Source organism: Candidatus Methylomirabilota bacterium (assembly GCA_027293415.1).
GTDB lineage: Bacteria > Methylomirabilota > Methylomirabilia > Methylomirabilales > CSP1-5 > CSP1-5.
Map to the genome: position 1 here is coordinate 1 of JAPUFX010000043.1, position 14,938 is coordinate 14,938.

At 60.9% G+C, this 14,938-nt stretch carries 14 protein-coding genes; all 14 read right to left on the reverse strand.

Translation table 11 applies throughout. From position 1 onward, the window contains the following. Positions 1-211: 211 nt before the first annotated feature. Positions 212-1,006, reverse strand: coding sequence for an ABC transporter permease (locus tag O6929_03045; protein MCZ6479372.1), 795 nt, complete (start codon positions 1,004-1,006; stop codon positions 212-214). Then, complete coding sequence (locus O6929_03050) at positions 1,003-1,920, reverse strand: ATP-binding cassette domain-containing protein (protein ID MCZ6479373.1); 918 nt, start codon at positions 1,918-1,920, stop codon at positions 1,003-1,005. The genes O6929_03045 and O6929_03050 overlap by 4 nt, the downstream gene beginning before the upstream one ends. A gap of 7 nt (positions 1,921-1,927) precedes the next feature. After that, the gene (locus O6929_03055; protein ID MCZ6479374.1) at positions 1,928-3,397 is read right to left on the reverse strand and encodes an NAD-dependent succinate-semialdehyde dehydrogenase; all 1,470 of its coding nucleotides are present in this window, start codon (positions 3,395-3,397) and stop codon (positions 1,928-1,930) included. After that, positions 3,394-3,789 (reverse strand): hypothetical protein, encoded by a 396-nt coding sequence (locus O6929_03060; GenBank protein MCZ6479375.1) that lies wholly within the window; start codon positions 3,787-3,789, stop codon positions 3,394-3,396. The genes O6929_03055 and O6929_03060 overlap by 4 nt, the downstream gene beginning before the upstream one ends. A gap of 277 nt (positions 3,790-4,066) precedes the next feature. Further along, positions 4,067-4,699 (reverse strand): GTP cyclohydrolase I FolE, encoded by a 633-nt coding sequence (gene folE, locus O6929_03065; protein ID MCZ6479376.1) that lies wholly within the window; start codon positions 4,697-4,699, stop codon positions 4,067-4,069. A 52-nt stretch (positions 4,700-4,751) separates the two neighbouring features. Further along, positions 4,752-5,468, reverse strand: a complete 717-nt coding sequence (locus O6929_03070) for an HAD hydrolase-like protein (GenBank protein ID MCZ6479377.1) — start codon at positions 5,466-5,468, stop codon at positions 4,752-4,754. 166 nt (positions 5,469-5,634) lie between these two features. Then, on the reverse strand, positions 5,635-6,102 hold the full coding sequence (locus O6929_03075; GenBank protein MCZ6479378.1) for a hypothetical protein: 468 nt from the start codon (positions 6,100-6,102) through the stop codon (positions 5,635-5,637). A 62-nt stretch (positions 6,103-6,164) separates the two neighbouring features. Next, positions 6,165-7,403, reverse strand: a complete 1,239-nt coding sequence (locus O6929_03080; protein MCZ6479379.1) for an ABC transporter permease — start codon at positions 7,401-7,403, stop codon at positions 6,165-6,167. Then, positions 7,400-8,089: an ABC transporter ATP-binding protein gene (locus tag O6929_03085; GenBank protein MCZ6479380.1), complete on the reverse strand. Its 690-nt coding sequence runs from the start codon at positions 8,087-8,089 to the stop codon at positions 7,400-7,402. Before O6929_03085 ends, O6929_03080 begins: the two co-directional genes overlap by 4 nt. A 60-nt stretch (positions 8,090-8,149) precedes the next feature. Next, on the reverse strand, positions 8,150-9,835 hold the full coding sequence (locus O6929_03090) for an alkaline phosphatase family protein (protein ID MCZ6479381.1): 1,686 nt from the start codon (positions 9,833-9,835) through the stop codon (positions 8,150-8,152). Positions 9,836-10,214: 379 nt separating this feature from the next. Next, positions 10,215-10,751 (reverse strand): DoxX family membrane protein, encoded by a 537-nt coding sequence (locus O6929_03095; GenBank protein MCZ6479382.1) that lies wholly within the window; start codon positions 10,749-10,751, stop codon positions 10,215-10,217. 318 nt (positions 10,752-11,069) lie between these two features. Next, positions 11,070-12,029 carry a transposase gene (locus O6929_03100; protein ID MCZ6479383.1) on the reverse strand — a complete coding sequence of 320 codons (960 nt, stop codon included), beginning with the start codon at positions 12,027-12,029 and terminating at the stop codon, positions 11,070-11,072. A gap of 111 nt (positions 12,030-12,140) precedes the next feature. Then, positions 12,141-13,952 carry a hypothetical protein gene (locus tag O6929_03105; protein MCZ6479384.1) on the reverse strand — a complete coding sequence of 604 codons (1,812 nt, stop codon included), beginning with the start codon at positions 13,950-13,952 and terminating at the stop codon, positions 12,141-12,143. A 184-nt stretch (positions 13,953-14,136) separates the two neighbouring features. Next, the coding region (locus O6929_03110; protein MCZ6479385.1) for a hypothetical protein at positions 14,137-14,938 on the reverse strand (802 nt) is incomplete at its 5' end.

Consider the following 14,938-nt stretch of genomic DNA (forward strand, 5'->3'; position numbering starts at 1 on the left):
GGCAAGGATCCAGGCCCTTTACCCGCACTCAGATGGCAGGAGGTTCATCGCAGGCCGAATAGGAGCGGGCGCTCGGCGTCCATAGGTCATGTGCACATGACTCCACCGCGGAATGAAGTGGCACGAACACGACTATACCCAAATCATATACTTTGAGCAGGCTGCTACCAGAATGCTACCAAGTTTAGCCTTACCAGATCTTTCAAGAGGGCTACCGGGTGGCGAGGCGGACCAGGCGAGCCTCCTTGTCGAAGAGGGCCGTGGCGGCAGTGATAGTGATAGTGGAGAAGAGCAGAAGCATTCCGATATTGAAGGCCAGAGCAAAGTCGGGCCCGAGGGCCGTCCCGGGGACTCCGGGAAGGAGGGCGTGCTTGAAGAGATCGATCCCGTAGGCGAGGGGATTCGCATAGATAACCCACTGCAGCCCCGCCGGCAACAGCTTGACCGGATACAGCCCACCGCTCAGGAAAAACATCGGGAAGACCACGAAGTTCATTATCCCTGCAAAGTTCTCGAGCGAGTCGATCCGGGAGGCCAGGAGCAATCCGACTCCCGTGATGGTCACCGCCGTCAAAAGGATGTATACGACCAGGAGGATGATTTGCTGCAGGCCCAACGGAATCCCGATCAGCGGGGCCAAGCAGAGCAGGATGCCCGCCTGTAACAGGGAGAGCAAAGAGCCACTTGCGACCTTGCCACCCACGATCGTGAGCCGAGAGATGGGCGCAACCAGGATGAGCCGCATGACGCCGAATTCCCGGTCGTACACGGTCGAGAGGGCAGAGTGCATGGAGCTGAAGAGCACGACCATGCCGACGACGCCCGGAAAGAGGAACTGGAGGTATGAGATCCCTGGTGGTGTCTCGACGATCCGGTTGATGCCGACCCCCACAACGAAGAGCCAGAGGAGGGGTCGGGCCAGGGCACTGAGCAGACGCCCTCGCTGCCGGAAGAAGCGCTTGAACTCGCGCGTGACAATACTCTGAATCGGGCGGAGTGGAATCATGGTTCGAATTCCCGTCCTGTCAGATGGAGGAAAACTTCGTTCAGGGATGGGCGCTGGATATTGATCCCCGCGATTTTGTCACCACAGCTGCGGATCAGTCGTGGCAGGAACGCCTCACCGTCCATGACCTCCAAGAGGAGGCCGCGCTCGGTCAGTTGCGGTGAAATGTGGAACTCCTCGCGAATCGCCTGGGCCAGCTCGCTCAGCTGGTCGCTCCGGACCTGAACCACGTCCCCCTTGAACGCCTGTTTCAGTTCCTCGGGAGTGCCGAGAGCAATGAGGCGACCGTGATCAATGATCCCCACCCGGTTACAGTTTTCTGCTTCCTCCAGATAGTGGGTTGTCACAAAGAGGGTCGTCTCCTCCCGCTGGCGCAACGTGTCGAGGAATTGCCAGATCTGGCGCCGGGCCTGGGGGTCGAGGCCAATCGTCGGTTCGTCGAGAAAGAGGATGCGGGGCCGGTGCAGCACGCCACGCGCAATGTCGAGTCGCCGACGCAAGCCGCCGGACAGCTGCCTCGTCATCTGATCCCTCCGATCGCTCAGCTCGAACAGTCGCAGCATCTCGTCAATCCGCTCTCGCGCGAGCCGGGAGGGCATGTTCTGTAGGGAGCAGGCGAACCAGAGGTTCTCGTGCACCGTCAGGTCCTTGTCGAGGGTGCTCTCTTGGAAGACCAGGCCGATGGCCCGTCGGACCGCCCAGGCCTCCTTCACACAATCATGGCCCGCGACGCGGGCAGACCCAGCGCTTGGGCGGAGCAGCGTGCAGAGCATGTGGATCGTGGTTGTCTTGCCGGCACCGTTGGGTCCGAGGAAGGCGAACAGCTCACCCGGACGGACCTCGACGTTGAGCCCGTCCACCGCGGTGAGCTCGCCAAAGCGTTTGACCAGATTTTCCGTTACGATCGCGGGCACGCTTTCCTCACAAGCCCCACGAGATCAGTTTCGTCTCGAGAAAGCTTTCCAGACCCATTTGTCCGCCCTCCTTACCAATCCCGCTCGCCTTCCATCCGCCAAAGGGGGCCTGGACGGTTCCCGGGAAGGGGTCGTTGATCCCCACGACGCCGAACCGGAGCTGCTCCGCCATGCGAAAGACCCGGCTGACATCGCGCGTGAAGCAGTAGGCGGCCAATCCATACGGAGTGGCGTTCGCCGCCGTGATCACCTCTCCTTCCTCGGAAAAGGCGAGGAGGGGGGCGACCGGGCCAAAGATCTCTTCCTGCATGATCACCATCCGATTCGTGACACCGGTGAGCACGGTCGGCTCGAAATAAAATCCTCCGGCGAAGGCATCGCCCGCCAGGCGCCGACCTCCACACAGAACGGTGGCCCCCTTGCTGCGGGCATCTTCCACATGGTGCAATACCTTTTCGTAGCCCTCCTTATCGATCAACGGTCCGATCTTGACAGTGTCACCCTGTGGATCTCCCACCGTAAGCGCTTTGGCCAGCTCGGTAAATCGGGCTGCAAAGGGCTCGAAGATCCGCTCATGGACGTAGATCCGGTTCGCACAGACACAGGTCTGGCCGGCGTTTCGAAACTTGGACGCCACAGCGCCCTGTACCGCAGCCTCGAGGTCCGCGTCGTCGAAGACAATGAAAGGGGCGTGTCCACCAAGCTCCAATGTAAGTCGCTTGACCTGATCGGCGGCATGGCGCATCAGATATCGTCCGACTTCGGTCGAGCCGGTAAAGTTGATCTTGCGGACCGCAGGATGCTCCAAAAAGGCCTGACCGATTGCCTGGGCGTCTCCAGTTACCAGGTTTAGCACTCCAGGCGGCAGCCCGCTCTCCGCAAGGGCCTCGCAGACTGCGATGGCACTGAGCGGGGTGCGCTCATCCGGTTTGACCACGACGGTGCACCCGGTAGCCAAGCCTGGGCCGACCGGTCGGGTGATGGCTGCGGCGGGAAAATTCCAGATGGTAATGGCGGCGGCGACGCCGACCGGTTGCTGGATAGTGAGAAGCCGTTGCGACTGGGAAGAAGCGGGAATGGTCCGGCCGCCGATGCGTTTGCCCTCCTCGGCGGCAAAGTGCAGGAAGGCGGCCGTATACGCGATTTCTCCCCGCGCCTCGGTAATCGGTTTGCCGGACTCGGCCGTCAGGAGGCGAGCGAGCCGTTCGCGATCGGCAAGCAGTCGATCACCGGCACGCTGCAGGAGAGCTGCACGCTCCCCTGCCGATCGTGCTGCCCAATCCGAAAAGGCCGCGTGGGCTGCCTCGATCGCCCTGCGGGCCTCCGCGGCTCCACCGTACGGGACCTCCGCCAGCCGCTCGCCGGAGGCAGGATTGATTACCGGAAACGTTCGTCCGTCCTCCGCTGGGAGCCACTCGCCGCCGATCAACATCCGCGGGTCGCGGTTTAGCTGGTTTCCGTGCATCGTATCGGTCATTTCGGTTCCAAAAGCGACTTGAGAATCTCCAGCTCTTTGCGGACGTTGTCCACGAGTGTCTCAAACAAACCGGGGGCGGTCCCCGGCGGCTCGAATTGGGTGAAGATATAAAGCACTCCTTCTTCGGTCCGGACGAGACGGCTGGGGGAGCACCGGAACTTTCCGTCCCGGCCGAAATGAAAGTCGATGACCCCGGTTGCCTGATCTGCTCGAATGAAAAGGTCTAATTCGCCACGGGGGGTCTGCACCCGAAACATGTCTCCACGGGGCTCAGGCGGGGCCACGGCAAAATCGACTGTCCAGAGGTGCAGCTTGGTTGCGTCTGTCAGAAGGGCCCAGGCGTGATCAAAGGGAGCTTGAATCGCGACGGAAAGGGTTTCGGATCGCTCCATATCTGCTTCCACGCGCTAGTTCCCGATGACCGACGACCGAAAAGAAAAAGCTTATTCGCGACTATAACGGACGAAACAACGAAAGGCAAGGTTCGAAGACCGCTGACCGATCACCGACGACCGACCACCGACTACCGAGGGTCCTTGTTCATGGTTCAGGGTAAAAGCCGTATCCTCGATCCGTGAACTATGAACTGTGAACCGTGGACGGCTTTTGCGGTCATCGGTCGTCGGTCGTCGTCAACGATCGTCGAAGCTGATTGCGGACGGGCGGCTGCTAGTGCTGGAGAAGGGGAAGTTTCCGCTGGCGAGCGATCAATTGCATCAGCTCACCCCGGGCCTTTGTGCTGGTCCGAAAGAGGCCCAGCATGGTGCTGGTGACCGCTTGGGTGTTCGTCTTTTCGACTCCGCGCATGATCATGCACAGATGCGCCGCTTCGATGATCACGGCCACCCCACGCGGTTGCACGCCCTCCCACAGGGTCGTGGCAATCTGTGTGGTGAGCCGCTCTTGAACCTGAAGCCGGCGGCAAAAGCTGTCAATCAGTTTGGACAGATGGCCTGGGCGCAAGACCTGCTGGTCGGGCATATACGCCACGTGACACCGACCAAAGAAGGGGAGGACATGATGTTCGCAGAGGCTCATGATCGGGATGTTCAGGACCACGACCATCTTGCCGCGCCGGTCGGCCACGATCCCCGAACGGACGATGGCATGCACGTCCTGCCTGGCCCCGCTGGTCAGGTGCTTGAGACTCTGCATAAATCGGGCTGGGGTCCGCCGAAGCTCCGCACGGTCTGGATTCTCGCCGAGGGCTGTGAGGATCGCACGGCCCAGCGCGTCCGTGGTACTTCCACGGGAACTGCGACGAGGCGCTCTTTTCGGTTTGCGTCGAGTTTTCTTACTCATGGCTTTTCGATGGCGCTTGGATCGATGTACTCTTGCTCCACCTGCGATATTGCTACCTCACGTGCTGCGTGCCGTCCCGGACTCCCTGCAGGATCGCCAGGAAGGACGTGAGCTGAGAGAGGTCTGGGAGAAGGTGATCGGGGGCGGCGGTCGCAAGGGTCTCCCAGGAATCCCCTCCTGTTGCCACCGCGACGGTGGTGGCTCCAAGCCGCTTGCCGGCGGTGACGTCGAGGACTGTGTCGCCGACAACGATCACGGGGTTGTGGTCGGCCAGCCGCGTCAGATGCGCCTTCCCGCGTTCGATGGCCACTCGCAGGAGCGTTTCTCGATCTGCTGCGTCCGACCCAAAGCCACCGAAACGGAATCTTCCAAGCAGGTCGGCCCGCTGCAGCTTCAGCTTGGCGGCCTCCTCAATGTTGCCTGTAGCCAGCCCTAGTACAATATCCGCGTCGGCGCCCAGGGTGTCCAGAAGGCCGGAAACACCGGACAAAACCTGGAAACCGGGGGACGTGGCTAGCTCCTTTTCCAAATGGATGAGGTATCGTCTGTGTAATTGCTCGCGTTCGGTGGCGCCGGACGCTCTGCCCAGGCATGCGAGAAAAATCTCCTCCATGATCTCTGGGTCGGTCCGCCCGTGTACCGGCACGCCGTCAACGGCCGCGTCCACCCCCCACAGCTCTCGGAATGCCAGGAGCACCGCACGCCGGTCGGCCCCTCCAGCCGACAGGAGGGTACCGTCAATGTCAAACAACAGGATCGTCTGCGCCACCTGTTTCCTCACATCCCGTCTGCTTATCGATGATCCAAGCGAATGCGCCAGGCCCACAGAGGTCTTGGATACCCTCTTCAGGTTTCGCTGCAGGAACAGTGCCGGGGCGCGCCAATCGGGGTGAGGCATGGGGGGAAGAGCAGAGAGGAAAGCTCTTGTTAGGGTTTTACCTTTTGTGCCGGCTGACCACTGCGTTCGTAATCCGGACCCAACTTTCGAGGCCCGTGGCATCCTTCTTCTGTCCGATGTCCAGGATCCCCACCACCCGGACGGGTCCCCCCATGTACTGGACCCGCTGGCCCTTCTTCATAAAGACCGTCGTGCATGCGGCCCAATCAAAGGAAGCAGAGCAGAAGGGACACTCGTCGAACGGCTGCTTGATCGCCATGAAGTAGGATCCGTCATACGGAATGACGGGGGCCATGTACCCCACCAGCTCCACCGGCTTTCCCTGGAGATTTTTGAGCTTTTCGGTGTACTCCAGGCGGAAGTTGGGTCGGACGAGATCGTATTCGGTCTTCTTGCTGCTGTAGTACTCGCCGAACTTAATCCGGGTGGGATTCTGTTCCCCCCAGGCTAGCGTCCCTGCCCACACCGCGATCAGTATCCCGATAAGAACTGCTCGCCGTCCCATGCGCCATTCTCCCCTTGCAGGCCTCAAATCCAGGTAGTTGACTTATAGCATTCGAACGTTGGTTAGGCAAGAGAGACCAGGTGGTCGGCTATCTCCATCCGATAGGCTGTGAGGCCCGGGATGAGTCCGGCCAGGATGCCCAGGACAGCCATGGCCCCCAGGATGAGGGGTTCGAGCAGCGAGAAGTGCCAGACAGGGACGTAAATCCCGCTGGAGATTTCGATGATTCGACTCGCGACATAGGCCGCCCCTCGTCCCAGGCCGAACCCCGCGACCGTCCCCAGGAGCGAGATCATGGCGGATTCCCACAGGAGGAGCTGGACCAGAGTGCCCGGGCTGGCTCCCAGGGCCCGCAGCGTGGCCAGCTCCCGGCGCCGTTCGATCGTGGCACCAAAGACGGAGAGGCTGATGGTGGTGGCGGCCACGATGAGGACCATGAGGGCGATGGCCTCCACGATGGTCTCCCCGATGTCGAACATGCTAAACAAGCGCTCCATGATCCGACCGGGAAAGACGGCCTGGGCGTCGGGACCACCATTGAGCTGGGTTGCCAACAGCATCAGGTCCATGAGGCTCTGGGCCCGAAGGAAGAGGGCAGTGATCGGGGGCCCTTCTCCCCGCGAGAGCAATTCCTGGAGGGGTGCGGTGGGAAGGCCATGGACGGCCCAAACACTTCCCATGGTGGTGAAGATAGCCCGGTCGGCGGCGGTGCTTGAGGGCGCCAGAATCCCCACCACGGTGTACTGCCGCCGGTGAGCCGGATCCGGCTCCTCTCCGATCCCTTCTTCTAATCCATGAATGCCCAGGAACTGGTCGCCGACTGCCAGAACTGTCTCTCGAGCCGCGGTGGTTCCGATGACCGCCTCAAAGTCCTTGGCAAAGAAGCGGCCCTGGGCGACCCGGAGGCGGTGCTCGCGCCGCCCCAACTGAAACACGGGGGTGAAATAGTCAGGTGTAGTCCCGACGATCCGGAAACCCTTATAGCTATCACCCAGGTTCACCGGGACCAGGAGCGTGACCCGAGGGTGCTGCTTGAGTTGTCGAAAAACATGGAAGGGGATGTTTCCGGTAGGGACATCCAGGAAGAACACGGTGCTCAGGACCACCTGGGTGGGGCTCCCCTTGGCCCCAACGATCATCTCGTACGGTGAGGTCCCCAGCAGGAGTCCCTCCTTGACTCCGCGGGCGACCACGATGACCGCCACGAGCAGCCCGACCCCCAAGCTGACGCATGCCGCCGTCAAGAGGTTCGGGAACCACCGGGCCCGCAAGTACCGGAGCGCGATTTGAACCAGGGTCATACGACGGCCCCCCGGGCAAGGACCCGGTTGATCGCCTGCATCTCCACCACGTGGTCAACGCTCTCGAGCAAGTGGGGATCATGGGTTGCCACGAGCAGGGTCACCTCTCCCTCGGCGCACAGCTCGCCAACCAGTTCTGTCACTCGCTGGGCTGTCTCGGTATCGAGGTGGGCCGAGGGCTCATCCATGAGGAGGAGCCGGGGCCGGTTCCCCAGGGCCCGGGCCACGGCCACCCGTTGCTGCTCCCCGTTCGAGAGTTGGGCGGGCTTGTGGACCAGGCGGTGTCCCAGGCCGACTCGCTCTAGCAGCTGTGTGGCGCGGGCACGATGGTGGTGCTGAGGGATCGCCTTGGAGAACCGCATGGCCAGCATCACGTTCTCCAGGGCGGTAAAGGCCGCTAGGAGGTTGAAGCTCTGGAAGACATAGCCGATATTCCGGGCGCGGAAGTGGTCCCGTTCGGCCGGGTGAAGAGTGGTGACGTCGGTTCCGGCCACCCGGATTCTGCCGGTCGTGGGGTTAAGAATTCCGGCGAGCAGGTGGAAAAGTGTCGTCTTCCCCGTCCCGCTCGCGCCGACGATGGCCCAGCGACTCCCTGTGGGGACGGTGAAGTCGTGGATGTCCAGGACGGGCAGCCACTCGCCGCCTCCCATGGGGTAGGACTTCTGAACCTCTGCTAATTCAATCACCGCGGCGGAAAAAAGACGGGGGCCCTCCGCAAACACAAAGGAGGGCCCCCAAGGGTACGGTTACTTAAACGCCTGGTGCAGCACCCGGCCCACGCTGAGGCTCGGGGAACTCACCCGGATGAGCGTAGCCAGGGTCGGTGCGATATCATAGACCGATGCCTTCGTGGCGTAGCGCCCCGCTTTCACACCTGGCCCCATGAAAATGATGGGGACCCGGCTGTCATAGTCGTACGGGGAGCCGTGGGTCGTCCCGTACTGCAGTGGCGCCGCAAAGAGGTACCAGTAGGGCTTCTGGACAACGAAGACATCTCCGCTCAGTGCCACGTTGAAGGCCGCCATCATCTTCCGGCCCTGTTCCGATTTGGTGACCGTTCCATTCACCAGTTGGGTCCGGGTAAAGACGTTGGCCACTCCGGGATAGGTCAGGAGGAACCGGGCGGCCACATTCTCGACCTCCGTGGGGTTGAGCTTTTTTTTGCGGATCGTGTCCACGTTCAGATAGACGTTCGGGTTCCACCAGGCCGCGACCCAGTCGTCGGGACCAAAGGCCTTGTCCAGGGCATTATCGATGGCCTTGGCCATGTCTTTGGGGTTAATCCGCCCGGCGTCCACCCCGAGCTCCTGCATGTACTCGGGGATGGGTGCCATGCCGTGGTCGGCGGTCATCACGACCAGGACGTTTTCCATTCCGACCTTGTTGTCTAAAAACTTGAAAAGGTCGGCCACCGTCCGGTCCAGCCGCAGCACCGTGTCCTGGATTTCCACGCTGTAGGGTCCAAAGGCGTGGCCGACGTAGTCCACGGAGGAAAAGCTCACCGAGAGCAGGTCGGTCACACCTCGCCGCCCGAGCTTCTCGGCCACGACCGCCTTCTTGACCAGCTCCAGGGTGACCTTGTCCCCAAAGGGGGTGAAGCGGAGCATCTTGAAGTAGTTTTTGCCCGGCTTCTCCAGTCCCGAGGTGAGCTTGTGCGGGAAGGTGCGGCCCACCCCCTTGTAGTTGGTCTCGTACTTCCGGTCGTCCCGGGCGGAGCGGGCGTAGTCGCTGGCGGGCCGGAGCAGCTTCCACTCCTTCCCGAAGTAGCTGGCGGCCAGCTTCTGGGCATTGAACGCATCCAACCACTTTGGGTTTTTCTTATAATAATACTGGCTGGTGACGAACTTCCCCGACGAGGAGCTATACCAGAATGACTTGCCCAACTTGCCCCCGGTCAGGATCGCCCCGCGGTCCTTGACGGAGATCGAGATGACCTTGGACTGGAAACTGTTGGCCAGGAGAAGCTCATCCCCGACCGTCGTCCCGTTGAAGTTCCGGGGCGAGCTCCCTGCGTGCTTCTTGATCTTCTTCTTGCCGCCAGCATAGAATTTGACGGAAGAGTCCTCCACACAGTAGACCCGGCTGTCTGTCTTTCGATCGTACCAGTCGTTGGCAGGCAGCCCACTCAGGCCCGGACCGGCTCCGGAGAGAATTGCCGAATGTCCCACCGCGGTGTAGGTGGTGGAGTGTTTGAATTCGGCGTTGGTGAACCAAGCTCCGTCCTCCATCAGGCGCTTGAGGCCCCCCTTGCCAAACAGGTCGCCAAACCGGTCCAGGTAGTCCGCTCGGAACCCGTCGCTGATCAACACCAAGACCAGCTTGGGCCGCTTGGGGCTAGCAGCATTCGCCACCCCCGTATTCGATCCGGAAAGCGTGAGCGCGCAAAGGAGCATAAATATTGTGGGTATGAGCACGTATCGTTTTCTCTTCATTTGGATCCCTCCGTCTGCTTGAAGCAGTAGCCCACGTGTCGCATCTGGTCGGAAAACCGAAACCGCGTTATCCCCCCTTTCTCAAAAATCCATAAGGATCAAAGACCTTACTTGGTGGAAAACCTGGATACGGAGGACCCGTATCACGGAAACGCGCTCCTTCGACATGTCGGACCCGTAATGCTGATCGACTGGCTCCCCCGTGTATCACGTTCTAAAACAGCGTGTCAAGCGCATATTCAAGGGGTCACAGTAGATCAGCCCGTTGCGAGAGAGCGGAGGGCAGAGTGCCGTCTGGAGATCGTGCTTTCACGTGAGAGAAGGGTCCAGGCCTGTCGAGTAGAGCTGGTGGGGGCGAGTGTCTCGATGCGGAGGGCGATTAGGTCAGGAACGAGATTGAGCGGAGCTTGGGGCGGCGCTTGATGAGCAGGCCGTCAAGTCCCCAAAAGCGTCCCGCCCGGCTTCCTATAAAGACGATCATGCAGGCAATCAAGAGCAGGTGGAAGCCCTGCGGGCCAAAGCCCATCCAGGCGCTGGCCAAAAAGTAGCTTATCATCATGAGCAGGCCGATCAGGCCGGCAAGCACCGTCAGCAGTCCCAGCGTCAACCCCACCCCCACGCTGAACTCCCCCCAGGCGGTGAAAAAGCCGAAGATCTTGGGATTATTTGAGACGGTGCCCTCGAGGAATTCCTTGTACCAGGTTATGGGATTGCCGGCGGCAAACTCGGCCACCTTCTTTGGCATGAAGCCGATCCATCGGTCGGTCGCCGCGGGCAGCGGGATAAAGCCTCCCCAGAAGAAGAGCGTCACCTTCCGAAAGCCCCCGCGCAGGAACCAGAGCCCCACGGCGATCCGCAGCAGCGCCACCCACCGGTCGGGATGCCTCACGCCATCGCGGGGCTTGTCCTGGTACATCGGGGGATCTCCTTATTGGACAGCAATCAGCAGTCAGTTCCGATGACCGACGACCGGTGACCGATGACCGTGAAAGCCGTTCACGGTGAACCAAAACCCTCGGTGATCGGTTAACGGATTCTACCGTGGCAAACCCGCAGAGGCAAGGGAAGACCGCTCGATATGCTCTTTCCCAGTGCTTTTCCCCCCTCACCCTCGCCCTCTCCCAGGGGGAGAGGGGAAATGTTAATGAATGTTAGACAAAAAAAAAGAGGCAGGGCCCGGAAGCACTGTCTCTCGTTGGATCCGTGCGTGCTTAGAACGCGGCCGCAGAAGGGGTCAAGTCTTTTGTTGACTAATTCTTTCCTCGATTCCCGCAATCCGGATTCGGAACCGCTTGTCGCTGGCTATTCGGTGCCGCATCTGGGTACAGGCCCAGCCTATCACCCCGTAGCTCTCCACTCGAAAGCGTTTAGCGGTCTCCATCAATGTGAGGTCGCATAGGCGATGGACGAAGTACATTGCAACCTTCCGCGCCTCATTCGACCGGCCTCGCCGCCCCTCCCTGAGGCTGGCGAGGGGGACCCCATATTCCTTTGCAACTGCACCGAGAACCGCATCCTCTGTTGGACGCAACGCGCGCCGCTGCTCCCGGGGATGCTCTCGGTCGGGGGCTTTTGCTTTCCTGCGGGCCCAATCCCGAAACCGCTCTCCCCCCAGGATCGGATTCTGCCGCCCTCGGGCATAGGACTGCTCAAGGCTTGCCTCATTTCCCGCCAGGACGAAACGATGGAAGGCCTTCGAACTGACGAAGGGAGCGAGCACCTCTGCCATGTTCAGCCAGCGGGGCGCCTTCTTGGGAGAGAGGAAGAAGTGATGGCTGCTCCATGCATAGTCTTCGGGACGTTTCACGAGTCCTGCCTGGACCGGATTCCAGTGGATGTAGCGCACCACTGCGGTGAGATAGACCTCTGCTTCTACAAGGGTAGCTTGGTACCGGCCCCGAAATAACGGGCCGTCGCGCCCGCGAGCCCGGTTGAAGCGTTGGGTGTAGGTCCCGTCCAGATGACGCATGACCCGAGAGAGGTTTCCCGCAGGCGTGCGAAGGCAGATATGGTAGTGCGTTCCCATGAGGCAGTAAGCGAAGACCTCTACGCCCCAGCGTGTGTGTGCTTCGGCCAAACCCGCTAAGAACAGTTGGTAGTGGGGCGGCTCTCGGAACACCCGCTGACGGGCGGTGCCGCGGTTCAAGACGTGATAGACGGCGTCGGGATATTCGATGCGGAGTGGACGGGCCATGGTGAAGGATTAACGCGGAATGGCGATAATTGTCAACAAAAGACTTGACCCCATGTGGGGCAAAAAGAGGCAGGGCCCGGAGGCCCTACCTCTTTTTGGATCAGCGCTTGCTTAGAACGCAGCCGCAAACTCGAAGCCGAGGGTCAAGGCGGTCTCTTTGGTTCTGATCCTACTAGTGGAGCTCGTCGAGAGGTAGGCATCGCTGAGATCCTCAACGACACTCCCCGGAACGAACACGCTGAAGTAGGGCTGGAACCGGAGGCCACCGGCAAAGGTATATCCAACGTTGGCGTTAAACTCGAAGCCCATGTACTTTTGGTCGAGGTCGACCCCGTTGGCCGCCAGAACCGTCTGCGCGGCCCGCACGCTGACCGGGTCGGTCACGCCAAGGCCAGGAACGGTGGTGCAACCCGCCAACCAGCCCCGGGCGATACAGTTCTGCGCCGCCTCGGCCTGGAGGGGATCAGACTTGGCGTACCACATGACATTGAACCCCACGTGCGTGTCCCAGTGCTGGTCGATCTTGCCTGTGACGCCGCCGGCGATCTTGAATAAGCCCGGGTTGCCGCCTTTCCCACCCCGGTTGTTGAAGGTGGTGCCATCGGCTCCCTGCAACTCGTCCGGGAGGATGCCTCCCAGGTCCGGCCCCGTGCCTCGACTGACTGTGTCAAAGCCCCAGCCATCCTGGCTGCCTGCCCCAATAGTTGAGGGGCCATAGGATGTAATCGACTGGCTCTTGAAGCCGTCTTTTCGCAGGGCCTGGGAAAGGTCCGAGACCGCGACGTAGCCCGTGTACTTATCGTCGAACGGATCACCATCCCCACTGCGTAAATCGAAGTTCACATACGGGGTCAGGCCTGGTGGGAGCCCTATTTCGGATCCGTCTATGGCTACCTCGAAAAACAGCGCCCAGGACTGCATGTCGAAATCTTCTCTCGAGACCCCAACGGCCCCGCCCGCGGGCGTGATACCACCCAGGTAAGCGGCATCGATTTGCTTGACCGTGCCAAGGAGACCCACGATCTGACCCGTGAGGGTGATCCCCCCTCCGACGTCGGCCTTGACGGCCGCGCCGGGACGGTATTGATTCTGGTAGGAGCCCTCGCCGAAGGTAAGTTTGTCACCGGTGGAAAAGCCACCTATGGTCCCTGCTCCGGTGACCCCCAACGGATCCGAGAACTCGTTGATGGTATCGCTGAGTGGCTGGTGACGCCTGTAGTAGACGAACATGGGGGAGACGACGGTGCCGTTCCCCACGTTGAAGTTCCCTCGCGCCATGAACAATTGGCTCTGCATATCCGTTTCTTGCTGCGCAAAGGAGCCGCTCCTAGAAAGTCCAGCACAAGGTGCTCCACTCGCCGCCGCGTTCTGGGTGAGGCTAGCCCCGCGGTTACAGTTCGTACTGAGGTGCCACGCGAAATCCCAGGAGATCTCGTCATCGCCGCCGACGAGCCAGATGCCCGGGTGCTCGTCCGTGTAGATGAGTCCCCCTTCGGGATCGAAGGCGTGGACGTCGAATCCGGCGGCCAGGGTTCCAATGGTCGGGAACTTGTAGTAGAGAGCCAACCGCTCGAGGTTGAAGTTGTTGAAATCCACGGAGTTGCCATCCATGGCAGCCTCCATCTCGAGGTTCGCGTGGATGCGGAGGGGGCCTCTCTCCAAGGTAAACAACAGGTTGCCGAATTGATGAAGGCCCACGTCCTGGTCCCCGAGTGCCGTATTCGGCGAGATGAAGCTCCTGAAGTCGGTATTCCCTCCCATGAGGTCCAGGTTTTTGAGGGTGAAGACTTGCGTCTTCGTACTCATCCCGAACTTGAATTCGGTGCCGTCGGCGGTCTTGGCGATTGTGACGTCCGCCCACGCCGACAGCGGCAACGCTCCTGAAACCACGATGGCCAGGAAGAGGAGTAATCGTCTTTTCATTCCCTTACCTCCTTCCGGGTAAGAGTGAAGATCCTGACCGAACTGTTATCGTTCGTCTCTTCGTGTCTCTCTTCTACGGTCTACGTGCTTCACAATTGTACCCCCGCCTCAATTTCTCACGCCATCCGCACCCCTCCTTTCGCGTTTGCTCGTTTGTTGGTGTGTGTGACTCCTTCCTTTCCTCTTACGCTCCCTTCCTTGGTCGAAACAGGAAGAGGTTCAAGGAGGTCGTGTCGTTGACGTCCGAGAGGAGGACCACGTCCCGCCGTCCGTCGCCGTCGAAGTCGGCGAGCGTCACGTCCCGGGCGGCCCCCTCGATCGGCTCAGTCTCCCAGTGCTTTTCAAACGTGTCACCCGAGTGGACGTAGCCCACGACCGAGGCACCCGCTGCTCCTTTGCCGAGGAGCGTGAAGCCGATGTGCACGCTGTTCGCGACCGTGATTAACTCGACCTTTCCGCTGCCGAACAGCGGTCGGCCGGCAAGAATCCTGCGCCCGATGACCCGCCGCTCTGCGATCTTTTCCGGCCGCGGCTGCGTCGTCGACGCGAGACTCTCGGGTAGTGTGGTGATCCGGGGGGTCTGAAGGAATCCGGCATGTTCCACCTCTCCCAGGTTCTCCTTCCCTTTCCAGATCTCCTTCCCATCCTTCTGGACCAGCAGGCGCCCCCTCCAGTTGACCGAGGAGACGGCGGTTGGTCCCGTGTCCCCCAGGTCCAGGATGGTGACGTCGTAGAGCCAGGCGTCCTCGTCGGGGAGGGGAAGGGAGCCTTCCTCGACATACTTGTTATCCTTCCACGCCATTTGGAGGATCGGCCCCGAGAACGTGAAATTCCTCCCCATCTTCTGGGCGAGGAGAATCGGCCGCTCCTGCCCGGGGATCCGGGCCACCCGGAAATAGTATGGCAGGTCCGTGGCCACCGACTTGAGCCGCCGACCCTCGAGCTCGAAGACGATCGAGCGGAGGTTGCTCCGAAACTCCACCCCG

What these genes read in the sequence shown, in the direction of transcription:
- folE (MCZ6479376.1), bottom strand. Translation starts at nt 4,699, where the DNA reads ATGAGTAAGAAAACTCGACGCAAACCGAAAAGAGCGCCTCGTCGCAGT.
- O6929_03045 (MCZ6479372.1), bottom strand. Translation starts at nt 1,006, where the DNA reads ATGATTCCACTCCGCCCGATTCAGAGTATTGTCACGCGCGAGTTCAAG.
- O6929_03075 (MCZ6479378.1), bottom strand. Translation starts at nt 6,102, where the DNA reads ATGGGACGGCGAGCAGTTCTTATCGGGATACTGATCGCGGTGTGGGCA.
- O6929_03105 (MCZ6479384.1), bottom strand. Translation starts at nt 13,952, where the DNA reads ATGAAAAGACGATTACTCCTCTTCCTGGCCATCGTGGTTTCAGGAGCG.
- O6929_03055 (MCZ6479374.1), bottom strand. Translation starts at nt 3,397, where the DNA reads ATGACCGATACGATGCACGGAAACCAGCTAAACCGCGACCCGCGGATG.
- O6929_03090 (MCZ6479381.1), bottom strand. Translation starts at nt 9,835, where the DNA reads ATGAAGAGAAAACGATACGTGCTCATACCCACAATATTTATGCTCCTT.
- O6929_03095 (MCZ6479382.1), bottom strand. Translation starts at nt 10,751, where the DNA reads ATGTACCAGGACAAGCCCCGCGATGGCGTGAGGCATCCCGACCGGTGG.
- O6929_03100 (MCZ6479383.1), bottom strand. Translation starts at nt 12,029, where the DNA reads ATGGCCCGTCCACTCCGCATCGAATATCCCGACGCCGTCTATCACGTC.
- O6929_03080 (MCZ6479379.1), bottom strand. Translation starts at nt 7,403, where the DNA reads ATGACCCTGGTTCAAATCGCGCTCCGGTACTTGCGGGCCCGGTGGTTC.
- O6929_03060 (MCZ6479375.1), bottom strand. Translation starts at nt 3,789, where the DNA reads ATGGAGCGATCCGAAACCCTTTCCGTCGCGATTCAAGCTCCCTTTGAT.